19 protein-coding genes and 3 pseudogenes are annotated in these 23024 nt (G+C 58.5%); 18 read left to right on the forward strand and 4 right to left on the reverse strand.

All coding sequences use genetic code 11. The features are described from left to right. The first annotated feature begins 659 nt into the window (after positions 1–659). A complete protein-coding gene (locus G3A56_RS16860) occupies positions 660–884 on the forward strand; it encodes a hypothetical protein (protein WP_164056742.1) in 225 nt (74 codons plus the stop codon). Between the two features lie 41 nt (positions 885–925). Continuing rightward, the gene (locus G3A56_RS16865; RefSeq protein ID WP_164056743.1) at positions 926–1681 is read left to right on the forward strand and encodes a hypothetical protein; all 756 of its coding nucleotides are present in this window, start codon (positions 926–928) and stop codon (positions 1679–1681) included. Positions 1682–2238: 557 nt separating this feature from the next. Here G3A56_RS16865 and G3A56_RS16870 read toward each other — a convergent pair. Next, positions 2239–2791 (reverse strand): annotated as a pseudogene (locus tag G3A56_RS16870) (tyrosine-type recombinase/integrase). A 196-nt stretch (positions 2792–2987) separates the two neighbouring features. Here G3A56_RS16870 and G3A56_RS16875 point away from each other — a divergent pair. From G3A56_RS16875 to G3A56_RS16885, 3 genes and pseudogenes are all read left to right on the forward strand, one after another. Then, positions 2988–3410, forward strand: a complete 423-nt coding sequence (locus G3A56_RS16875) for a hypothetical protein (protein ID WP_164056744.1) — start codon at positions 2988–2990, stop codon at positions 3408–3410. Then, positions 3407–4399, forward strand: a complete 993-nt coding sequence (locus G3A56_RS16880; protein WP_164056745.1) for an SIR2 family NAD-dependent protein deacylase — start codon at positions 3407–3409, stop codon at positions 4397–4399. The genes G3A56_RS16875 and G3A56_RS16880 overlap by 4 nt, the downstream gene beginning before the upstream one ends. A gap of 514 nt (positions 4400–4913) precedes the next feature. Further along, positions 4914–6121: pseudogene (locus tag G3A56_RS16885) on the forward strand (MFS transporter). Positions 6122–6271: 150 nt separating this feature from the next. On the opposite strand, the gene G3A56_RS16890 reads toward G3A56_RS16885, so the two are convergent. Beyond that, the gene (locus G3A56_RS16890; RefSeq protein WP_003499655.1) at positions 6272–7084 is read right to left on the reverse strand and encodes a nickel-binding protein; all 813 of its coding nucleotides are present in this window, start codon (positions 7082–7084) and stop codon (positions 6272–6274) included. Positions 7085–7324: 240 nt separating this feature from the next. Between G3A56_RS16890 and G3A56_RS16895 the strand changes: the two are divergent. Then, positions 7325–8388 (forward strand): annotated as a pseudogene (locus G3A56_RS16895) (class I SAM-dependent methyltransferase). Between the two features lie 55 nt (positions 8389–8443). Here the strand turns inward: G3A56_RS16895 and G3A56_RS16900 are convergent. Beyond that, positions 8444–8902 (reverse strand): Lrp/AsnC family transcriptional regulator, encoded by a 459-nt coding sequence (locus G3A56_RS16900; RefSeq protein WP_082185952.1) that lies wholly within the window; start codon positions 8900–8902, stop codon positions 8444–8446. 126 nt (positions 8903–9028) lie between these two features. Here G3A56_RS16900 and G3A56_RS16905 point away from each other — a divergent pair, with 126 nt between their 5' ends. Continuing rightward, on the forward strand, positions 9029–10312 hold the full coding sequence (locus G3A56_RS16905) for a cystathionine gamma-synthase family protein (RefSeq protein ID WP_082185951.1): 1284 nt from the start codon (positions 9029–9031) through the stop codon (positions 10310–10312). 33 nt (positions 10313–10345) lie between these two features. Here the strand turns inward: G3A56_RS16905 and G3A56_RS16910 are convergent, their stop codons facing one another. Next, a complete protein-coding gene (locus G3A56_RS16910) occupies positions 10346–10813 on the reverse strand; it encodes an Lrp/AsnC family transcriptional regulator (RefSeq protein WP_003499661.1) in 468 nt (155 codons plus the stop codon). 121 nt (positions 10814–10934) lie between these two features. On the opposite strand from G3A56_RS16910, the gene G3A56_RS16915 reads away from it, so the two are divergent. The 11 genes from G3A56_RS16915 (at position 10935) to ehuA (ending at position 22867) form a co-directional block, all read left to right on the forward strand. Further along, positions 10935–12413 (forward strand): NAD-dependent succinate-semialdehyde dehydrogenase, encoded by a 1479-nt coding sequence (locus G3A56_RS16915; protein ID WP_164056746.1) that lies wholly within the window; start codon positions 10935–10937, stop codon positions 12411–12413. Positions 12414–12427: 14 nt separating this feature from the next. Beyond that, positions 12428–13831, forward strand: a complete 1404-nt coding sequence (locus G3A56_RS16920; protein WP_082185949.1) for an aspartate aminotransferase family protein — start codon at positions 12428–12430, stop codon at positions 13829–13831. A gap of 176 nt (positions 13832–14007) precedes the next feature. Then, on the forward strand, positions 14008–15456 hold the full coding sequence (gene ehuR / locus G3A56_RS16925; RefSeq protein ID WP_082185948.1) for a MocR-like ectoine utilization transcription factor EhuR: 1449 nt from the start codon (positions 14008–14010) through the stop codon (positions 15454–15456). Between the two features lie 67 nt (positions 15457–15523). Continuing rightward, the gene (gene eutB, locus G3A56_RS16930; RefSeq protein WP_164056747.1) at positions 15524–16543 is read left to right on the forward strand and encodes a hydroxyectoine utilization dehydratase EutB; all 1020 of its coding nucleotides are present in this window, start codon (positions 15524–15526) and stop codon (positions 16541–16543) included. Continuing rightward, positions 16540–17553 carry an ectoine utilization protein EutC gene (eutC, locus tag G3A56_RS16935; protein ID WP_082185947.1) on the forward strand — a complete coding sequence of 338 codons (1014 nt, stop codon included), beginning with the start codon at positions 16540–16542 and terminating at the stop codon, positions 17551–17553. The genes eutB and eutC overlap by 4 nt, the downstream gene beginning before the upstream one ends. Beyond that, positions 17550–18728: an ectoine hydrolase DoeA gene (gene doeA / locus G3A56_RS16940; RefSeq protein ID WP_082185946.1), complete on the forward strand. Its 1179-nt coding sequence runs from the start codon at positions 17550–17552 to the stop codon at positions 18726–18728. Before eutC ends, doeA begins: the two co-directional genes overlap by 4 nt. 4 nt (positions 18729–18732) lie before the next feature. After that, a complete protein-coding gene (gene doeB, locus G3A56_RS16945) occupies positions 18733–19746 on the forward strand; it encodes a N(2)-acetyl-L-2,4-diaminobutanoate deacetylase DoeB (RefSeq protein ID WP_082185945.1) in 1014 nt (337 codons plus the stop codon). 61 nt (positions 19747–19807) lie between these two features. Further along, positions 19808–20659 (forward strand): ectoine/hydroxyectoine ABC transporter substrate-binding protein EhuB, encoded by an 852-nt coding sequence (gene ehuB, locus G3A56_RS16950; RefSeq protein ID WP_003499676.1) that lies wholly within the window; start codon positions 19808–19810, stop codon positions 20657–20659. Between the two features lie 60 nt (positions 20660–20719). After that, complete coding sequence (ehuC, locus tag G3A56_RS16955) at positions 20720–21385, forward strand: ectoine/hydroxyectoine ABC transporter permease subunit EhuC (RefSeq protein ID WP_082185944.1); 666 nt, start codon at positions 20720–20722, stop codon at positions 21383–21385. Positions 21386–21398: 13 nt separating this feature from the next. Next, positions 21399–22091 (forward strand): ectoine/hydroxyectoine ABC transporter permease subunit EhuD, encoded by a 693-nt coding sequence (ehuD, locus tag G3A56_RS16960; protein ID WP_035243392.1) that lies wholly within the window; start codon positions 21399–21401, stop codon positions 22089–22091. Beyond that, positions 22088–22867, forward strand: coding sequence for an ectoine/hydroxyectoine ABC transporter ATP-binding protein EhuA (gene ehuA, locus G3A56_RS16965; protein WP_082185943.1), 780 nt, complete (start codon positions 22088–22090; stop codon positions 22865–22867). Before ehuD ends, ehuA begins: the two co-directional genes overlap by 4 nt. Positions 22868–23024 lie beyond the last annotated feature (157 nt).

Genomic DNA, 23024 nt, shown 5'->3' on the forward strand with positions numbered 1-23024 from the left:
GCATCAGCAGATTATGCCTGTCAGAGTGTATCCTTCAGCCAAAGCGTTTCGGAGAAATAGAGAGGCCCACCACAAACCCGATTCTATCTCTCCTCCGGTCACGGCCAGAGGACTTTACCTGTCAGGCCCCGAAATATGAGAGTGACGTCTTTCTCTCACAGCCGGCGCTGGCTCCACTTCAAACCGGGATATTTCCCGGTTCATCGCGGAACAGGGTCAGTATATTTCAGGCAAACAGGGCGGGGATGAACGGGAAACAAAAATCCTTCCTCAAAGCTAAAGAAGCTAGGGGGGCAGCGTCAATTCGTTGAAAACATACATCCTTTCAAGTCGAAATATGCAGGCGGCAACCATGGCAGCCAGTCAAAACAACTTTTCACTTTGGCTTCATCGACAAGCTAGCATGATTATGTCCACTTCCGGCCCAAACCAGTCATTGTTGCCGAATGCGAAGAGGCAGCTTCGAGCCTCATAGTGGCCATTGACGCTCTGTGATTAAGCGTACAGAAATTACCCCGCTAACGTGAGAGATAACAAGGCGTTATCATGCGTATCGGCATTGGGACCCCGTGCCGATTTGCACCCTGACAAACCCATCGCACTGTTATAAATGGCAAACAGCGCTTATATCTCAGCGCCACATACGGAATGGCAGCAGCATGAAAACCAAACCTCCCGTCATGAGTGTTGAATTGAAAGCAGCCCTCAATGCTGTCGGCGAAAAGCTTTATAATGGCAAGGCGCTGCAGGGTGAGGTGGAGGCGGTCATTCGCCTGTTGGATGACCTGTCACCGCTCAGCGTCACTCTTGTGTCAGGGGCCATTCGCAACGAGGCAAACTTGTTCGGTGCGGTCAAAACCCAGCCTTCTGGAAAAGCCTCGTAACACCGCTCAGCCACCGCGACCAGCTGCACAACACACCGGGGTTGGAGCTGCTGTTCCTGTTTCATGGCAATGGCCAGTTGCGTGAACTGGCGCTGGAGAAGATCACGCAAGGGCTTGTCTCGCCCTTCTGGGTGGCAGCCGTGCTATTTCGCATGAATGACTGGGCGGTGCAGGTGCGCAAAAGCGCCAACCGCTGCGTGGAGCGCGTGCTGCCCGTCACGCCACCACACCTGCTGGCAAAGGTCGCGCTCACGCTGTTTCCCCGTCAAGGCGAGTGGGGCCGCTGGAATGACGCCGGGCAAACGCTTGCCAGAAGCCTGATGACGAGACCGGATATCAGCGCGGAGTTTGCAACGCTGCTGATGCCCAATACCGCCGGGCCAGTGCCAACCGCCTTCCGGCTGGCGCTGAGAACCCCGTGGCTGGATACGTATCTAAGTGACATCGCCAGCCACGCCACAAACCCCATTGTTCGCGCTATTGCCGTGGAAACCCTGCTGCAAGGCACGGCTCGATGGCGCTCCGGTTATGAGCACAAGTGGCTGGACAAACGCTACAACATTACCCAACTCGTTCCAGTCTACACCAGCCGAACCCTCGATATTGCCCTACAGCCGGAACTGATTGCCAAAATGGCAATAACAGACCGCTCCGCCTTCGTGCGCCGCACAGTCCTGCAATGCGCCGACCGCCACACAATTCCCGCAGAACTTTCACGCACCTGCGCACAACACCTAACCAACGACCCCGACAAATCCGTGCGGGACCTCGCGGCGTTTATTCTGCGCAAGGGGTGAGTATGTGCAAGAAGTGGCCAACCCCAACTTCACCCCTGTGCCTGTCACAGGGGTTCAGGCCAGCTCAAACCGCCGGTAAAGTTGATCGCCAACACCACCGGTTCCGTACACGGACATTCCCCCGGGCGATCCTCATCCTGTCGTTTGCTGCCAAAACGATCGGCCGCGTTTACCATTGAAGAATGTCAGTTAGTGGCGTGCCATGAAAGAACGTCCGTCGGCGCATCTTTCCACAAGACATATCGGTCGCCACAGCCGATGTTCTGACGACGATGCTCGATAACGACCACATCGAAGTCCCCTCATGCAATGTCGTGCCGCGAATTTCAGCTTGGGAAATTTGGAGTGGGAAACGAAGCGCTATCGCATCTCCGTTTCGTCCCGGAGCGTCACTTCACGCCTTTGATCGCACCCGGTTGCCTTTGCGAAAGTCCAATAGAAGCGACACTTGTCTGCCTGACTTTTGCAACGTCGCAGAATAAGGAGTTTTGCAGCAGCCGCAAAGTCCGCTGATGGCGCGAGGGAGACCATCGGCTAGTGCCGATGGTCATTTTGCCTTATAGTTCGATCTGCTCAGCGATCCTGAGGGCATCATCCACCTCGACGCCGAGATAGCGAACGGTGCTTTCCAGCTTCGTATGACCGAGCAGAATCTGGACGGCCCGGAGGTTGCCAGTCTTCTTGTAAATCTGCGCTGCCTTGGTTCGCCTCATGGAGTGGGTGCCGTAGGCGCTAGCATCAAGTCCGATAGAATCAACCCAACGCTGGACAATCCGCGCGTACTGCCTCGTTGACAGATGCTGAGAGTCTTTCCACCGGCTTTGGAAACAGATAGCTGCCGCCATTCCTTCGAATGAAGGGAAGCCATGCCACGAGCGCAGTCTTCGTCTGCTCCGTCACCTCAAACTGTACGGGTCGCTTCGTCTTCTTCTGGATGATGGTGGCTCGATCTCGGATCGAACTACCCGACCATAGGTCCTCAACTCTCAGCTTGACCAGGTCGCGAGCGCGGAGCTTGCTGTCGATTGCGAGGTTGAAAAGTGCCAGCTCTCGGATGGCCCCGCTCATTTCGAGCCTGACGCGAATCGACCAAACGTTCTTTGGCTGCAGCGGTCGCTTCTGTCCGACCAAAATTCCCTTGTTCCATGGAAAAAGATTACGCAGTACACATCTAGTCGCTACTCGGCCCAAAGCGGACAAGTACTGTTCCAGAACCTCGGACTTCACGACGGTGCAAGCTGAGGCTTGTATTGGTAATATGGATGATATCATCTATCCCGAGTAACGATTTGGAAGGGAGAATTGTATGGGAGGTGAAACGGTGGTCGAGCAGGAAGCAAAACAGACGCGGTATGAGCGGTACGTCGAGGAGATCACCGAGGACATAACAAATACCGTGCAAGAGTTTGGGGTTCAGCCGATTCTGTTCGTCGGCTCGGGGCTAACGAAGCGCTACATGGACGGGCCGTCTTGGGAGGAGCTGCTCGGCTATCTCGCCGACAAGTGCTCGACAATCGACAAAGGACTTGGCTTCTACAAGCAATCCTTGGGTCATCCGATCCAGATCGGGCAGGAGTTTTCGAAACTCTACCAAGACTGGGCGTGGGCCGCGGGAAACAACGAATTCCCCAAGGAAATGTTTGGCGATAACGTCAATAAGCATTCGTATATCAAGTACAAGATTGCTGAGTTTTTCAAGGGCATAAAGCCGGGGCGATCACTGGATTGAAAGCTGACTGCCAGCCTGAGATTGATGCGCTAGCCAAGATCAAGCCGCATGCAATCATCACCACCAATTATGACGAAATGCTAGAGATGATCTTCCCTGACCATGAAAGGATCGTCGGACAGCAGCTTTTAAAAGGACAGCAGGTCTGCATCGGCGAGCTATACAAGATTCACGGCTGCGTGACTGACCACGATAGCCTCGTCTTCACGAAAGACGACTACGCCGAGTGGCAGAAGAAGAAGAAGTTTCTAAGCGCCAAGCTGCTGACCTTCTTTAACGAGCATCCGCTGATTTTCATCGGGTACAACGCCGGCGATCCGAATATTAAGGCGATCCTCTCAGACATAGACGAAGCACTTCCCGAAAAAGGAGGCATGATACCGAACGTCTACATTCTCCAGTGGGACCCCAACCTGAAAGATGACAGCTGGCCGCAGCGCGATAGGATAATACCGACGGAAGACGACCGAAGCGTGCGAGTAAAGATGATCGTCGCTTCCGATTTTAGTTGGGTTTTCGACGCATTCGCTGCTAATCCGGCACTTGCTCACGTCAACACAAAGGTCCTCCGGGCTCTCATGGCTCGGTCTTATGAGCTTGTCCGAACCGACATCCCGCGGATGACCGTGGAAGCTGACTTTAAGATGCTAACATCGGCCGTCGAAAGCTCCGATTCCTTCGCTCGGCTCTTTGGCATCGCCAACATTAACAACTATAGTGCGGCCGGTGCGTACCACCCCATTAGCCTCACGGAGGTTGGAAAGGCACTGGGGTACAAGGGCTGGCATTCAGCCGATTCCCTTATTTACCGAGTTTCCCAGAAGAAAGGCGTCGACATCAAGAAAAGCGACAACCGCTACCATCGCGCAGAGAAGGTAAATAAAACCGTCTTCCACAAATACAGCGCAGACGCGATCGAACTGTTGAGGAAAGAGCGGGATGGCGAAGAGTATGAGCTCGACATGGGGATTCCTGCCGAAGCCAAATGATAATGTCGTCAGCGCTGTCTAAGGCCCGCTTCCCAAGTGATCCGACACGTCGGCCAACACCGGGCTCTCGCTTATGTCCGCTGTTGGCGCAATCCGGCCAAGACAGCCATCGACCCAAATCGCCGAGCCGCAGAGAAAGTCTCCCCCTTTGGGCAGGGCTCATCTGCGGTACGCCTTACGTCATCCTGCATCGCAATTATATTGTCGTTCACCGTTACACAGGCAGCCCCACGCATTCGGCCCTCGGAACGCAATCCTAGAATCCCGATAACAACAAACTCCAAACCGAACACCGAGCTTAATCTGCTGGACGGAGGGCTTATGGAGACAAACCTCGACCACATTTCACGGCGTCTCCGCGCAGGTCAGCGGTGGCAGCAATATCATGCTCAAGACACGGCCACCCATTGTGCAACGCACAAAATTCGGAGGAATAGGCATGAAATTCGGATTTTTAGATACATATCATCCGGAAAAATTCGTCTAAAACTCTCCCAACTCAAGGAGAGAGACCATGACGGACACGACATCAGAATTTGATGGGTCAACAATTGCCCTGGAGGCCGCCGAGGAACCCGCGTGGACCGCTGCGACCTGGTTCGCGGTTCTTTCGATGGCGGCCACCAGTTTTGCGCTGGTATCGGCCGAGTTCCTGCCTGCGGGATTGTTGACGCCCATGGCGCGCGATCTCGGCATTACCGAGGGTACAGCCGGGCAGGTTGTGACGGCGACAGCTTCCGTAGGCGCCGTGACGGCTTTGCTGAGCAATGTTCTCATCGGCAAACTGAACCGCAAGACCGTGCTTGTCGGTCTTAGCGCGCTGGCGATTGGCTCCAACATTCTCGCATCAGTTGCTGCCGATTTCTGGCTATTGTTGGTGGGTCGGGCGGGACTGGGGATTGCGCTCAGCGGTTTCTGGGCGCTTTCGGTTGCGGTTGTAGCGCGGCTCGTTGGCGCGAATTCGACCGGGCGCGGTATGGCTATCGTCACCCTCGGCGTTTCGCTTGCCACCATCGCCGCCCCTTCAATGGGCGCCTTGATCAGCGACTGGCTGGGATGGCGCATCGCCATGTCTATGACGGCGGGGCTCGCCATAATTGCCATGCTGCTGCAGATACTCAGCCTGCCATCGCTGCCGGCAAGTACGAGCAACAGTCTTTCCGATGTTCTGCGGCTGACGCGGCGGCGCAGCGTTCAACTGGGGATGCTGGCAATCCTCTTGCTGATGACGGGCATTTTGCCGGTTCGGTCTATGTGCGTCCCTTCCTCGAACAGGTGACGCTGCTTGACACCACGCCAATTGCTCTTGCCCTGCTCGGCTTTGGCGTCGCTTCCGTGATCGGCAATGTGCTGGGGGGCCGGATGGCTGACACCAGTATCCGCCTCGCACTTATCGTTACCGCCGCCCTGATGGCATTTGCGACAATCGCCCTCGTTGTCTGGGGTGTTCATACCGGTGCCGCATTTGCTCTCGTCGCTCTTTGGGGTCTTGCCTTCGGCATGGCGCCTGTGGTGCTACCCACCAACCTTTCCCGCGGCGCACCCGATGCGCTGGAGGCAGCAGGCAGCCTGATGGTCGTTTCCTTTCAGGTGGCCATCAGTATCGGTGCGGTTTTTGGCGGCTATATCGTTGACTCCTACGGTGCTACGGCTCCGCTGGCGCTGACCGCGATACTGGCTGCATCCACGGTGGCTCTGGCCCTGCTGCAGCGCCCCGAATGATCACAGCCTTGCCGCCTGCCATCATCTGGAGCAAGGCGTCTGATCAAGCGCAATTGTGCTGGCGTTGCCTGCGCCAGCACGCGGGTTTCCACGCTTGCCGTTACCGGCAGGCGGTTTCGTCGTGATCGCATTCGATGCGAGCAACCGTTATTAGTGCAGCCACTCGCAACGATAGGCGAGGACCGGCTCGGCGAAGCCTTTCAGCCTGTAACGATCCCCATGCACGAGGACATCGGCGCTGCCATATTCCTGCAGGGTCTTGTCCGATATCAGGATTTGATCGCTCTCGGCGGCGGCGCAAAGCCTTGCGGCCAGTTGCACGGTCGTGCCGAAGAAATCATTGCTGTCTTCGATTGGCTCACCACAATCCAGCCCGATGCGGATGTGGATGGGTTCGCCGCTATCGATGTTGTAGCGATGGAACTCGCGCTGGATATCAATGGCGCAATCCACCGCAAATGGGATGGAGGCGAACACGGCCATGATGCCATCTCCGGTGTGCTTGACCTCCCGTCCCGAGCGCCGCCCCAGACAGCCACGCACGAGAGCATCGTGCGCCCTGATGAGTTCCGCCGCCATACGATCGCCGAGGCGGGCCGTCATTTCGGTTGAGCCGACTATATCCGTGAACAGGATCGCACGGTGGCCGGCATCCATTTTTTTCGTGGCGGCCACGACCGCCACGGGATCCTGTATGCGCCCGAGAAATGCTTCTACGGCCGACAGGGCGACTTCCACCACTTCGCTGGCGATAAAGCCGTGGGCTTCCCGATGCACGCATTGCGCGGTTTCAGCATCCGGAGCATCGATAAGGCAAAAGGCGGTGCCGCGCCTCTCATCAAACCAGTAGGTTAAAAACCTGACGCCGTACTGATCCTGGATGTTGAGATCTTTAAGGTGTGCCGCGGCGATATCCGCCGCTGAAACTCCGGCAAGCTCGTGCCGGTCCATGAAGATAGGCATTGGTTTCCTCCCGAGAGTATATCGTTGCCTGCTCTTCCAGCCAGTTTACGACTTCCCCAAACCATCGTCTATCGCCCGCGTGGGTGACCCTGACATAAGGGCCTCACCGGAAAGGGCGATGGTCGTTCGCGTGACAATTTCGGGGCATTCGGCTATGTTACGTGGTCTACGAGCATTCACTGACGCAATCAATTTGCGGTCAGCCTTTGCCCGCCAACGAAGCGAATTGGGGGGAATGCGATGACACAGCTCGACGAAACAAAACTACATTCTTTCATTGGTAAAATGCTGGGTGACCTCGGAGGTGCCTTCAGCGTTCCGACCGTCAGGATCGGCTTGAGGCTGGGCCTGTTCGATGCGCTGCATCGGGTGGGGCCGGTGACCTCCGCAGGCCTGGCGGCGGCTTCTGGCGGCCTTTCCGAGCGATATGTGAGGGAGTGGGCGCTGGCACAGGCGGCGAACGGCTATATCGACTATGACAGCGGTTCCGAGATGTTCAGCCTCTCACCCGAGCAGGCGATGGTGTTCGTCAACAAGGACAGCCCCGTCTATCTGGAAGGCGCTTTCGATCTGGTGGCCGCGATGATCGAGGGAGAGCCGAAGGTTGAGCGCAGCTTCCGCACCGGCGGCGGGGTGCGGTGGGGAGACACGGCAGGGTGCCTGTTCTGCGCAACGGGTGCGTTCTTCCGGCCGGGATATGTGAACAATATCGTGCAATCGTGGCTGCCTGCCCTTCAGGGCGTGGAGGAGAAGCTGGTGAAAGGCGCCAAGGTGGCCGATGTCGGCTGTGGCGTTGGCTTCTCGACGATTCTCATGGCCGAGGCTTATCGCAACGCCAGCTTCATCGGTTACGACTTCCATGAGCCATCCATAGAAGAGGCGAACAAACATGCCCGAAGCCATGGGGTGGACGACCGGGTGAAGTTCGTGGCGGCGACGGCCAAGGACATCAGGGATACAGATTTCGATCTCATCACCAGTTACGACTGTCTGCACGATATGGGGGATCCGCGTGGCTGTGCGGGGCATATGTCGCGCATTCTCAAACAGGACGGCACCTGGATGATCGTCGAGCCCATTGCGGGCGACCGCCCGGCGGACAATATGAACCCCGTCGGCCGCCTCTACTACAATGCATCCACCATGATCTGCGTGCCGACATCGCTTGACCAGGAGGTGGGTGAAGGATTGGGGCGCAGGCCGGGGAAACGAAGCTTTCCGAGGTCATCCGCTCGGGTGGCTTTACCCATGTCAGGCGGGCCTTTACCGGGCCTTTCAACATGGTGCTGGAGGCGCGGGCCTAGGAGGTTCTGCAGGGCCGAGCCCGGTGAAAATGGTTCCAGCTGGTGGTGGCGGGGCTCAGATGCGCCGGGCCTTGATCGTGTTCATGACGAAGCTGGTCTCGATGGTATCGACGCATTTCAGCTTGGCGATCTTCTCCTTGATGAAGCGCTCATAATCCTCCAGCCCGCCGCACATGACCTTCAGCATATAGTCCTTCGAACCGGTGACGAGGTGACATTCGAGAACCTCGTCCCAGTCCAGAACGGCGGCTTCGAACATGCGGATTTCATCATCGTGCTGGCGGCTGAGGCGGATGGAGGCAAGGGCGGTCATGGTCCATCCCTCGATGGCCGGATCGACGACCGCGGAATAACCTTTGATCACCCCGATCTCTTCCAGCCGTCGCAGCCGGCGCAGGCAGGCGGATGCCGACAGGCCGACCCGCTCGGCCAGTTCATTGTTGGTGATCCTCGCATCGGCGGATAATTCTTTCAGAATCCGTCTATCGACCACATCTGCAATTTTCTGCGACATAAATGGAAATTCTCCGCAATATATTGCTTTATCAGACATATATACGCTTCAGAATGCAAGGTATTTCGGCTGGATTGCATGTAAGCTGCGGAGAGTTCAAAGCCTGTCGAGGAGGATCTACCGGACATGACCGCACCACATCCGTCGAAAACCCATATCGGCAACCACGCCCTGCATCCCGAAACCCAGATGCTCAATTACGGCTATGATCCGGAGTTGTCTGAAGGCGCGGTAAAGCCGCCGGTATTCCTGACATCGACCTTCGTCTTCAAGTCAGCGGAGGACGGGCGCGACTTCTTCGATTATGTCTCCGGACGCAAGGAGCCGCCGGCAGGCCGGGGCGCCGGCCTCGTTTATTCCCGCTTCAACCATCCCAATAGCGAGATCGTCGAGGATCGTCTCGCCGTCTACGAGCGTACGGAAAGCTGTGCGCTGTTCTCATCCGGCATGTCCGCCATTTCGACGACGCTGTTCGCTTTCGTGCGGCCCGGCGATACCGTGCTCCATTCCCAGCCTCTCTATGGTGGCACGGAGACGCTGCTGGCAAAGACCTTCCACAATTTCGGCGTTTCGGCCGTGGGTTTCGCCGACGGTGTCAGCGAAGCCTCGGTAGTGGCCGCCGCGGAAGAGGCGATGGCGAAAGGCAGGGTGTCCGTTATCCTCATCGAGACCCCCGCCAATCCGACGAACAGCATCGTCGACATCCCGATGATCAGCCGTGTCGCCGACATGATCGGCCAGAAGCAGGGGCACAGGCCGATCATCGCCTGCGACAACACGCTTCTCGGCCCTGTCTTCCAGCGGCCCATCGAGCACGGCGCCGACATCTCGCTCTATTCACTGACAAAATATGTTGGCGGCCACTCCGATCTCATTGCCGGGGCAGCGCTTGGCCGCAAGGATGTGATGAAGCAGGTGAAGGCGTTGCGCGGGGCAATCGGCACGCAGCTCGATCCGCATTCGTGCTGGATGCTGGGGCGCTCGCTTGAGACGCTGCAGATCCGGATGGAGCGGGCAAACAGCAATGCCCAACTGGTGGCCGAATTCCTGAAGGCGCATCCCAAGGTCGAGAAAATCCACTACCTGCCGTTCAACGATCCGGCCTCCCCGGTCGGCAAGGTCTTTGCAGATCAATGCACCGGCGCGGGATCGACCTTCTCCTTCGACATAACGGGAGGGCAGGCAGCGTCTTTCAAATTCCTCAATGCCCTCACCATATTCAAACTCGCGGTCAGCCTTGGCGGCACGGAATCCCTCGCCTCCCACCCGGCAACGATGACGCATTCGGGCGTCCCAGCGGATGTGCGCCAGCGCATTGGTGTGCTCGACTCCACGATCCGGCTGTCCATCGGCATCGAGCATCCCGACGATCTGATCGCCGACCTGACCGTTTCCCTGGATGCCGCCTGAGCATCCAGAGGGCAGAAAACCGTCGGAGGACCGTCAGTTCTCTATCGGAAAGGCGAAACCGGCTTTCACGCGATCCATCACAACCATGGTCTTGAACCCTTTGATATCGTGGTTCTCATAAAAAAACCTCCGCGTGAAAGCCTCGTAGTCTTCCATATCCTTTGCCGTGATCACCAGGATGAAGTCGGCATCTCCTGTCACATAGTAGCCGATCATGACTTCGCGCGTTGCCCGTATCGCCGCCTTGAATCGATCGACGATGTCAGCGCGCTCGCGTTCCAGCGATACGAGAACGATCATGGTGATGCCGCGCCCCACGGCTTTGGGCGAGATGATCGCGACATCCGCCTCTATCACCCCCTCCTCGCGCAGGCGTTTCAGGCGCCGTTGACATGCGGTCGGCGAGAGATTGACGATCTGCGCCAGTTCTTCCGAGGTCAGGCGGTTGTTTTTCTGGACGGCCTCAAGCAGCGCCCTGTCGGCTCGATCAATGCTGGTCATGCAGAATTCCTGCGTTGGTTGATCAAATTAAGCATTATTCCTGCGCTCAAGAGATTATAAACGCTGTCGATCAATCATGCCCCGCGGCTAAGCTCCTGACAAACAAAAAGGGAGCCTGCTCATGAAAGGTATCGCCAGCGCGGCGTTGAAAAATCTGCATCGACCCGATCTGGTCGAGCATCGTGCCTTTCTCGACGGGGCATGGGTGGCGCGCAACGAGATGCTGAGCGTCATCGATCCGGCGAGCGGCGACCACCTTGCCAGCGTAACATCCTGTACACTCGATGACGCCGATGATGCAATCGACGCTGCCAGCCGCGCCTTTCTGCATTGGCGGGAAAAGCTGCCCGTCGAACGTGGTGACATCCTGCGCGCATGGAGCAGGTTGATGCGCGAAAATGCCGGCGATCTCGCCACGATTGCCACCGCTGAACAGGGAAAGCCGCTGGCGGAGTCGCTGGGTGAGATTTCCTATGCGGCCAATTTTCTCGACTGGTTCGCGAGCGAAGGCGAACGATCCTATGGTGAGACGATTCCGAGCCATTTAAAGGGCGGCAGCCTCTCCGTCCGGATGCAGCCGATCGGCGTGACCGTTGCCATTACACCGTGGAACTTCCCCTCGGCGATGATAACCCGCAAGGCAGGAGCAGCTCTTGCCGCCGGCTGCACGATGATCGTCAAGCCGGCACCGGAAACACCGCTGTCGGCGCTGGCTCTGGCAAAACTTGCGGAAGAAGCGGGCATGCCGGCCGGCGTCCTGCAGGTGCTTCCCGGCGAAGCCGCGCCACTCGCACGTCGTCTTCTGGACCACACCGATGTCCGGGCTTTTTCCTTCACCGGCTCGACGGAAGTCGGACGAATCCTCCTCACGCAATCGGCAGCAACCATCAAGAAAGCATCGCTGGAGCTTGGTGGTCATGCGCCCTTCATCGTATTCGGGGACTCCGATCTCTCCCAAGCCGTAAAGGGCTGCCTCAGCGCCAAATTCGCCACCTCGGGACAGGACTGCCTCGCGGCAAACCGGATCTACGTTCAACGCGCGCTCTACGAACGATTCATCGATCGTTTTGCCGACGCAACCTCCAAACTCACCGTCGGCCACGGCCTTGAACCCGATATCGACATCGGACCGATGACGCGCCCGTCGGTTGCCGAGAAATGCCGCCAGCAGATTGCGCAGGCCGTCTCTGCCGGCGCGCGCCTCGTATGCGGCGGACAGGACAGCCCGTTGGGCGGCAATTTCGTCACGCCGACCGTACTGGCCGACGTGACCGACAACATGCTGATCGCCCGTGAAGAAACCTTCGGGCCGGTGGCCGCAATATTGCCCTTCGATGACGAGGAGGAAGTGATCCGCCGCGCCAATGCGACAGAGATGGGGCTGGCGGCCTATGTCTACACCAACGATCTTGGCCGTGCGATGCGCCTGACCGATCGGCTCGAATACGGCATGGTTGCTGTCAACACGCCCAAATTTACCGGCGCACCCGTTCCGTTCGGTGGCTGGAAGCAATCCGGGCTTGGCCGCGAAGGGTCGCGCCACGGCCTGCTTGAATATCTCGAACCCAAATATGTCTGCTTCGGCAATCTTGCTGCCTGAAAGGAAACTCCGTTATGACCATCGACATCAAACGTATCGCGGAAATGGATCGAAACGCGGTTCTGCATCCGTTTACGCAGCTGAAGGATTTCGCCAGCGGCAAGCTCGGCGATCCGACGATCGTTGAAACCGGCAAGGGCATCCGCATTCAGGATGCGCATGGCAAGCAATTGATCGATGGCTTCGCTGGTCTTTATTGCGTCAATGTCGGCTATGGCCGGACCGAAGTGGCCGAGGCCATTTCCCGTCAGGCCTATCGCCTTGCCTATTATCATTCCTATGCCGCGCATACGACGGACGAGCTGGCGATCCTTTCCGATCGGCTGGTGAGAATGGCGCCCGGCAAGATGAGCAAGGTGTTTTATGGCATGTCCGGTTCCGACGCCAACGAGACCCAGGCCAAGATCGTCTGGTATTACAACAACCTGCGCGGCAAACCGAAGAAGAAGAAGATCATCTCTCGCGAGCGTGGATATCACGGTTGCAGCGTCGTCTCTGGCTCCATGACCGGCATGAGTTTTTATCACGACCACATGGACCTGCCGCGCCCGGGAATCCTGCACACCGGCGCTCCGCATCACTACTGGGGCGCCGAAGCAGGTGAAACCGAACTCGAATTTTCAAGACGACGTGCCGACGAACTCGAAGCACTCATCCTTCGCGAGGATCCTGACACAATCGGTGCCTTCATTGCAGAACCTGTGCTCGGTACCGGTGGCATCACGCCTCCACCGGAAGGTTATTGGGAGGCCGTTCAGAATGTCCTCAGGAAATACGATATCCTGCTGATCGCCGATGAAGTGATCACCGGTTTCGGCCGCACCGGCTCCATGTTCGGCTCGCAGCATTATGGCATCGAGCCGGATCTGATTACCGTCGCCAAGGGGCTGACCTCGGCATATTTCCCGCTCTCGGGCGCAATTGTCGGCGAGAAAGTTTACAAGGTGATGGAGGAAGGAGCTGATCGCGTCGGCGCCTTTTCGCACGGCTACACCTATTCCGGTCATCCCATCGGGGCGGCAGCCGCAAACGCGGTGCTCGACATTGTCGAGAAGGAAGACCTGCCGGGCAATGCACAGGCCGTCGGCACCTATTTCCAGGAGCAGCTGAAGGCAAAGTTCGCACAGCTTCCAATCGTCGGCGAAGTGCGCGGCGTGGGCCTGATGGGCGCAATCGAATTTGTGGCGGATCGTGAAAAGAAGACGCGCTTTGCCCCCGGCCTTACGGTGGGTGCGCGTGTTTCCAAGGCGGCGCGCAATGGCGGACTCATTGCGCGTGCGATGCCGCATGGCGACATTCTTGGCTTTGCACCACCGCTCGTCACCACGAAGGCGGAAGTGGACGAGATCATCGCCATCGCCGAAAGTGCTGTTCGCAGCGTCATGGATGACCTGGTGCAGGCTGGCGAAAGTATCTGATACGCTTCCCAACCTGCACGTTTGGGCCGTACCACCACTGCCTGTTTGCGCGCCACCGGCACGACGACTGCGCTTATTCACAGTGCATTCGTCGTGCACGCTGCATAGAGCTTCATCTTTTTGGAGAACCGTGCATAATGTCATGAAATTACATTCGCCAAAAACGAGACAATTTCATGCGTCGTCAAGCCAATCCGCTCAGCCTCGACCCGGTACCCGCGACGAAACCGGTGGCGTGGCGACCGAACCTGACCAAGCAAAAAGGCGAGACGAAACATTCCGTGCTGACGGAACGCATCATTGCGGATATTGACGCCGGCGTCCTGAAGCCGATGGACCGCATGCCGACACATCGCGATCTGGCGCGCGAACTCGGCCTTTCCGTCCAGACGGTCAGCCTTTCCTACAAGGAAGCTGAACGGCTGGGTTATCTGAGCGGCGAAATCGGTCGTGGGACCTTCGTCAAGGCGCGGGTAACAGACCGGGCTGGCCGTATGATGCTTGATCACAGCCCGACAGAAGTGCTCGATCTTTCCATTATCCGCGGCGTCTATCTCGATGACCACGAAACCGCCTCGCGCGCCATTCTTCGCGAATTGGCAGATGGCGACAATTCAGGCTTCATGCGTCCCTGCCGTCCGGTCGCAGGCCTGGAAAACCACCGCGAGACAGCGCGCACATGGCTGCACATGCTGGGTGTCACAGCCGGTGCTGAACGCATCCTCGTTACCAACGGCGCGGCACACGGCATTTTCCTCGCCTTGAGCTGCATCGTTCGTTCGAGCGACGTTGTTCTATGCGAAAACCTTACCGACCACGGCATTATCGGACTTTCGAATATTCTGGGGTTCAGCCTCAAGGGGCTACCCACCGATGATGAGGGCATTCTGCCGGACGCGCTCGAAGCCGCCTGTGAAGCCGGAGGCGTGCGCGCACTTGTCCTCATACCGACCCTCAACAATCCCACCGGTCACGTCGCCGGCGCGCAGCGGCGGCGCGACATCGCCGCGATCGCGGAGCGATACGGTGTTTTCGTCATTGAAGACGAAGTCTATCGCCCGATGATCGAGGATGACCTGCCATCGATCAGCGAAATGCTGCCGGATCTCGGCTTTTTCGTTACCAGCTTCACCAAGACGGTGCTGACCGGGTTGCGCGTTGGTTATCTCGTTGTCCCACCCGCTTATTCCATACGCGCCGCCTCCATCCTGCGTGTGTCTAGCTGGAGCGGCACATATCTGACCGCCGAAATCGCCACACGCTGGGTCGAAAACGGCACCGCACGCCGGTTGCTGGACGTCCAGCGTACGGAAGCCCGCGCGCGACAGAAAATCGCGGCGGAAATTCTCGGCGAGCATATCGCGTCCAGCCACCCCCTCTCCTTCTGCGCCTGGCTGAGAGTTCCGCCACACTGGACGGAGGACGGACTGGTCCGCTCCCTGACCAACCAAAACGTCGCGGTCACGCCGTCCGAGCCTTTCGTCGCCGGTCCGGGGCATGGCGGGGGCATCCGCATATGTCTCGGCGGACGCCTCAATCATCCGACCCTCGTCAAGGCATTGACCACCGTGCGTCAGGCCTTCGAGCAATTACCGCCCGTCTACGACATCGGCTCCATCGGTTGAGCCGCCGCCCGAAAATCATTGAATCATTACAATATAATAATTGACATGATTTTACTTCGCTCTCAACATGACAATCATGAAGAGCGAAAACCTGTCCCCATCTGCCGACAAAATCCTGCTCCCGGTCTCCTTGGCCGAGATCGAGCAGGCAGCGTTGCGTATCCACGGACACGTCGCGCGCACCCCACTTGTTCACTCCCTCGTCCTCTCTGAACGCGTTGGAAGCCCCGTCAACCTTAAGCTGGAAACCCTTCAGCCGATTGGTGCTTTCAAACTGCGCGGGGCGATGAACGCCGTCCTGTCGCTGGATGGCGGGGCGCGCAACCGCGGTCTGGTCACTGCCTCGACGGGTAATCATGGTCGCGCCGTGGCCTATGCCGCGCGCGAACTTGGCATTGCGGCCACCATCTGCATGTCGTCGCTCGTGCCGACAAACAAGGTCGAAGCCATTCGCGCCCTTGGTGCTGAAATCCGCATCGTCGGCACATCACAGGACGATGCGCAGGAAGAAGTGGAGCGCTTGACGGAAAGCCGTGGCCTCACTGCAATTCCGCCCTTTGACGATCCGAACGTCGTTGCCGGTCAGGGAACGATCGGCGTTGAAGTCGTCGAGGATATGCCTGATCTGGAAACCGTGCTCGTACCCCTGTCCGGCGGCGGCCTTGCCGGCGGCATCGCCGCTGCGGTCAAGACGTTGAAACCACAGGCAAGGGTAATCGGCATTTCCATGGAGCGGGGTGCGGCCATGCACGCATCGATCTCAGCCGGCAGGCCAGTCACAGTGCGCGAAGAGGAAACACTGGCGGATTCGCTGGGAGGCGGCATAGGGCTCGCAAACCGCGTAACGTTTGATCTTTGCCGTGCGCTCCTTGATGAGATCGTGCTGGTTTCCGAGGCCGAAATTGCGGCCGGAATTCGCCATGCGGCAAGCGTGGAAGGCGTGACGGTAGAGGGTGCAGGCGCCGTCGGGTTCGCTGCGATCATGTCGGGCAAGGTCAAGATCACCGGCCCTGCCGTCATCATCGTATCAGGCGGCAACATAGATCCGAAAATTCACAGGCTGATCATCGACGGAGCCGACGCATGAGCCGCATCACTATCCTGACGGAAAGCGATCTTCGCGCTGTCATCAAGCTCGATCTGTCCTCTGTCGATTGTGTCGAGCGGGCCTTTGCAGCGCTCGCCACCGAAGCCGTCGCCATGCCGCCGATCCTGCGCCTCGACATTCCCGAATTTCGTGGCGAAGTGGATGTGAAGACGGCCTATGTGCCCGGCTTTGAAGGTTTTGCCATCAAGGTCAGCCCGGGTTTCTTCGACAATCCGAAGCTTGGATTGCCAAGTCTCAACGGCCTGATGATCCTCTTCAGCGCACGAACCGGAGTGGTGGAAGCGCTTCTTCTCGACAATGGTTATCTCACCGATGTTCGTACCGCCGCAGCCGGCGCTGTTGCTGCACGCCACCTGTCACGCGAGGATGCTTGCGTTGCCGCGATACTTGGCGCGGGCATGCAGGCCCGCTTGCAGCTGGAAGCCCTGATGCTGGTGCGTCCGATAAGATCGGCCCGGATCTGGGCACGAAGCCATGAAAAGGCGCAGAAACTGGCGGGTGATTTCGCCATTGAACATGGCATTGACGTCACCGCCGTCGCCGATCCGCGAGAAGCCGTGCAAGGCGCCGACATCGTCGTGACCACGACGCCATCGGAAAAGCCGATCCTCTTTGCGGACTGGCTGCAACCGGGCCAGCATCTGACCGCGATGGGATCGGACGCCGAACACAAGAACGAGATCGATCCTGCCGTTTTTGCCCGGGCAAGCTATGTCGCAGACCGGATCAGCCAGACCCGCATTCTGGGCGAGTTGCACCATGCCATCACCGCAGGGCGCGCGATGCCGGATCAGCAATTTGCCGAACTTGGGGCCATCATTGCCGGCAAGGCGCGGGGCCGCATGCAACGGGAAGACATAACCTTCGCCGATCTCACCGGCGCGGGCGTGCAGGACACCGCCATCGCCAACCTGGCCGTCGCCCGCGCAAGAGATGCGAAAAGCGGAAAAACCATCGAAAACACTATCAAAATGGGAGATGCGGCGTGAGCGTGACGCTGAATTTTACGCGCGAGGAATATGCCGCGCGCCTGTCCAAAACCCGAAATGCCATGGAAAAGGCCGGCATCGATCTCCTTGTTGTCACCGACCCATCCAACATGCACTGGCTGACCGGTTATGACGGCTGGTCCTTCTATGTGCATCAATGCGTGCTCGTGCCGCCGGATGGCGAGCCGATCTGGTACGGCCGCAAGCAGGACGCCAACGGCGCAAAGCGCACGGCCTACCTCGCCCATGACAAGATTATCGGCTATCCCGATCACTACGTTCAATCGACCGAGCGGCACCCGATGGATCTGCTATCGCAGATCATCGAAGACCGGGGCTGGTCCGGCCTGACGGTCGGCGTCGAGATGGATAACTACTATTTCTCTGCCGCCGCTTTTGCATCGCTGCAGAAACATCTGCCGAACGCCCGCTTCAAGGATGCTGCCGGTCTCGTGAACTGGCAGCGCGCGGTGAAGAGCCCGACCGAACTCGACTATATGCGCAAGGCCGGCAAGATCGTCGAGCTGATGCACAAGCGTATCGTCGATGTCGTTGAGCCGGGCATGCGCAAATGTGATCTCGTTGCCGAGATTTACGATGCCGGCATTCGCGGCACCGCCGAATTCGGCGGTGACTATCCCGCCATTGTTCCCCTCCTGCCATCCGGAGCGGACGCTTCCGCGCCGCACCTGACCTGGGATGACAAACCGATGCGCTCAGGGGAAGGCACTTTTTTCGAGATCGCCGGCGCCTACAGGCGTTATCATTGCCCGCTATCACGCACGGTTTTCCTCGGCAAGCCGACACAGGCGTTTCTCGACGCGGAAAAGGCGACGCTCGAAGGCATGGAGGCCGGGCTTTCGGCTGCCAGACCGGGCAATAGCTGCGAAGACATCGCCAACGCCTTTTTCGCCGTGCTGAAAAAATACGGGATCATCAAGGACAATCGTACCGGCTATCCGATCGGCCTGTCCTACCCGCCGGACTGGGGCGAGCGTACAATGAGCCTGCGACCCGGCGACCGCACGGAGCTTCAGCCCGGCATGACGTTTCATTTCATGACCGGTCTGTGGCTGGACGATATGGGGCTCGAAATCACCGAAAGCATCGCGATCACCGAAACCGGCGTCGAATGCCTGTCGAATGTGCCGCGGCAACTCTTCGTGAAGGGCTGAGACAATGTTGAGTACCGCGCTTCGCCCCTCGCCGATCATGCCTTCCGTCGATTTCGATGCGAAGGGCGTGCAGCATGGTCATCTGCGACTGCCCTACAGCCGCGATGACAGCGCCTGGGGCTCGGTGATGATACCGATCTGCGTTATCGCCAATGGCGAAGGGCCGACCGCGCTTCTGACCGGCGCCAATCATGGCGACGAATATGAGGGCCCGGCCGCACTCTTCGAACTCGCCCACACCCTTGATCCGGCGGAGGTGAGCGGGCGCATCATCATCGTACCGGCGCTGAATTATCCGGCTTTTCGAGCCGGGACGCGCACTTCGCCGATCGACCGGGGAAACCTCAACCGCAGCTTTCCCGGCCGCCCCGACGGAACGGTGACGGAGAAGATCGCCGACTACGTCACCCGCCACCTGATACCGCTGGCCGATATCGTTCTGGACTTTCATTCCGGCGGCAAGACGCTCGACTTCCTGCCCTATGCCGCCGCCCACGAACTGCCCGACAAGACACAGGAAGCCCGCTGCTTTGATGCGGTGGCGGCTTTTGCGGCGCCCTATTCGATGAAGATGCTGGAAATCGATGCCGTCGGCATGCTCGACACGACCGTCGAAGAACTTGGCAAGGTCTTTGTCACGACCGAGCTCGGCGGGGCGGGAACCGCCAGCGCAAAATCGATCGACATCGCCCGAAAAGGCAGTCTCAACCTGCTGCGGCATGTCGGCATACTCACCGGCGCGGCGGCCCCGTTGGCAAGCCGCTGGCTGGACATGCCCTCAAGCGATTGCTTCACCTTTGCAGAAGACGACGGGCTCGTCGCCTTTGTCCGTGATCTGGGAGATATGGTCACGGCAGGTGAGACGATCGCGCGGATCTATCCGGTTGGAAAAACCGGCCTTGCACCCGTCGAGTACCGCGCGGCCATTGATGGCGTGCTTGCGGCGCGCCACGTTCCCGGCCTGATCAAGGCCGGCGACTGCCTTTCCGTCATCGCCACGATAACGGAGAAACCCTAGTCAAATGAACCCACGTGAGATCCGAAAACGGACCACGCAACCCAACCAGAGGAGTAAGAACATGCGCATTAACAAACTCGCGGGGCTGTCTGCCCTTGCCCTCACCATCGGCGTGACGTCGGCCAGCGCTTTGACCGTCGAGGAAGTCAAGAAACAGGGATACATCCGCGCCGCCACGGCCAATGAAGTACCCTATTCCTACATGCAGCCCGATGGCACCTCTGCCGGCATAGGGCCGGATGTGGCAAATGCCGTCTTGAAATCCATGGGGATCGAAGAGGTCAACTGGACCGTGACGCCGTTCGGCACGTTGATCCCCGGCCTGAAGGCGCGCCGCTTCGATTTTGCCGCCGCGGAACAGAATATCTCGCCCGAACGCTGCAAGCAGGTTGCGTTCACCGAACCGAATTCATCCTATGGCGAAGGCCTGCTGGTCAAGAAGGGCAATCCCAAAAAACTGACCACCTATGCCGATATCGCCAAGGATCCATCGTTGAAGGTGGCCGTGGTGTCCGGCGCCAATAATGTCGATTTCCTGCGGGCGGTTGGCGTCAAGGATGAGCAGATCGTCTTCATTCCAGCCAATGCGGATGCCATCCCCACCGTTCAGAGCCGTGCTGACGCCTATGCCGCCACGGAACTGACCGTTTCGGAACTCGCCAAGGGTCAGGCCAATGTCGAGCAGGTTACGCCGTTCGAGGATCCGGTCGTCAAGGGCGCGCCAGTCCGTAATTACGGCGGCTTTGCATTTCGCCCGGAGGACAAGGAACTGCGCGATGCCTTCGATGCGGCCCTGGTCGAATTTCGCAAGACGGACGACTACAAGAAAATCCTGAGCAAATACGGCCTGTCCGAACAGAGCATCGCGGCGGCAGCCGAAAAGAAGGTCGCCGATCTCTGCGCCGGCAAATAACATCAGATGGCGCCCGGCTCTCGCGGGGCGCCGCTCGTCAACAACTCGGGAAGACTTGAGATGGACATGACAGCTTACCTGCCGATGATGTGGCAAGGCGCCGTCGTCACCATGACGATCACGCTGGCTGCCCTCGTTGTCGGAACGGTGCTCGCCTTCTTCTTCGGTATTTTACGCGTTGAAGGCGGTCCAATCCTGTCGGCAATCGCACTTTGTTATACCGAAGTGTTTCGCGGCACCTCGCTGCTGGTCCAGCTCTTCTGGTTCTATTATGCCCTGCCGCTGGTTGGCCTGAGCTTCGATCCGATCACCACCGGCGTTCTGGTGCTGGCGGCCCACGCCGGCGGTTACGGTGCGGAGATCGTGCGGGGTGCATTGTCCTCCGTTTCGGTGCAGCAGCTGGAAGCCGCCCGCGCGCTCAACTTTACGCGGCTGCAGACGCTGTTTCGCATTTCGCTGCCGCAGGCGGTCGTTGAGATGATGCCGGCTTTCGGCAATCTGGCCATCGAAACGCTGAAACTCTCCTCGCTTGTATCACTGATCTCGATCGCCGACCTGACCTTCGCGGCGCAGTCGATCCGCAACCTGACGCTGGATAGCGCCAGCATCTATTCGATCACGCTCCTCTGCTATTTCGCGATGTCACTCATCCTCATGGCAATCATCCGGGTGATCGAGCATTTCGTAAGACGTGGCAACGTCTTCCCGCGCACCCGCCATTCGTAAGGAAGTTCTTGTCATGATGTACGGTTACGAATGGGACACGACCACCTGGCTCACCTACACAACGTCGATCCTGCCCATCATCCTGATTGGCTTGACGGTGACCCTGAAGGCCGCCGCGGCCGGCTTCGCAATCGCGTTGGTGCTGGGGCTGGTCTTTGCGCTCCTGCGCAGGAGCCGCGTCAGGATGATTTCCTGGCCGACCGCTCTGATTGTCGAATTCCTGCGCGATACGCCGCTTCTGGTGCAGCTGTTTTTCCTTTATTACGTGCTTCCCGATTTCGGTATCGTGCTTCCCGCCTTCCTGACCGGTGCCCTGGCACTCGGCCTGCAATATGCGGCCTATACGTCCGAGGTCTATCGCGGCGGCATCGAAGCAGTGCACCACGGCCAATGGGAAGCAGCCACTGCACTCAATCTGACGCAGATGCAGACCTATCGGGACATCATCATTCCCCAGGCAATCCCGCGTATCGTTCCGGCGATGGGCAACTACCTTGTCGCCATGATCAAGGAGACACCGGTCCTTTCCGTCGTCACCGTTCTCGAGATGATGGGGCTTGCCAACATGATCGGCGAGCGCACCTTCGAATATCTGGTGCCGCTGACGCTTGTCGGCCTCATCTTCCTACTTCTCACACTAATCTGCTCAGCAGGCCTCAACCGCCTGCAGAAGGCGCTCCCGAAAGCAGGAATACCGTTGCGATGACCAATATCATCAATCAGCCGCTTATCGAATTTTCCGACGTCACGAAGCGCTTCGGCATTCTGACGGTTCTCGACCATTTCAATTTCAGTGTAGCGAAGGGTGAAAAAGTCACGCTGATCGGCCCGTCCGGATCCGGCAAATCAACGGTCCTGCGCATTCTCATGACGCTGGAACCGTTTCAGGAGGGCAAGCTTACCCTGGCCGATATCTCCTATCACGAAAACGGAGGCAAAGGCCCTTTCAGGGCTTCGGAAAAGCACCTTCGCCAGATCCGCAATCACGTCGGCATGGTCTTCCAGAGCTTCAATCTCTTTCCGCATATGACTGTTCTGCGCAACGTCGTTGAAGCGCCGGTGCGCGTATTGGGCATCAGCCGTGGCGAAGCGGAAGCACGCGCCATCGAACTGCTCAAGATGGTGGGACTGGCGGACAAGAAAGATCACTATCCGGTGCAGCTTTCCGGCGGACAGCAGCAACGCGTCGCCATTGCCCGTTCGCTCGCCATGCGCCCCCGTGTCCTGCTTTTCGACGAGCCGACCTCGGCACTCGACCCGCAATTGGTGGGCGAAGTCCTTTCCGTCATTCGTGACCTCGCCCATGAGCACGACCTGACAATGTTGCTTGTCACGCACGAAATGCGGTTTGCCCGCGAAGTGTCGGACCGGGTCTGCTTCTTCGATAAAGGCCGCATCTGCGAGGAGGGTCTGCCGGAAGAGATATTCGGCTCGCCGAAACAGGAGCGGACGCGCGAATTCCTCTCTTCGGTACTAAGGTAAGTGACGCTTCACTCCGGTTGAAAAAGGAACATCCAGCCGCGCGCGGCTGAGTGCGATACACCGGCGTAAACTCATCTCGTTTAAGGGTCTATGGCAGCAGGATTGCGGCCGGTTGAGCCGTCCTGCGCGCTTGTGTCCAGCAAGAGGCAACGTGGAC

The sequence above is a fragment of the Rhizobium oryzihabitans genome, assembly GCF_010669145.1.
Classification (GTDB): domain Bacteria; phylum Pseudomonadota; class Alphaproteobacteria; order Rhizobiales; family Rhizobiaceae; genus Agrobacterium; species Agrobacterium oryzihabitans.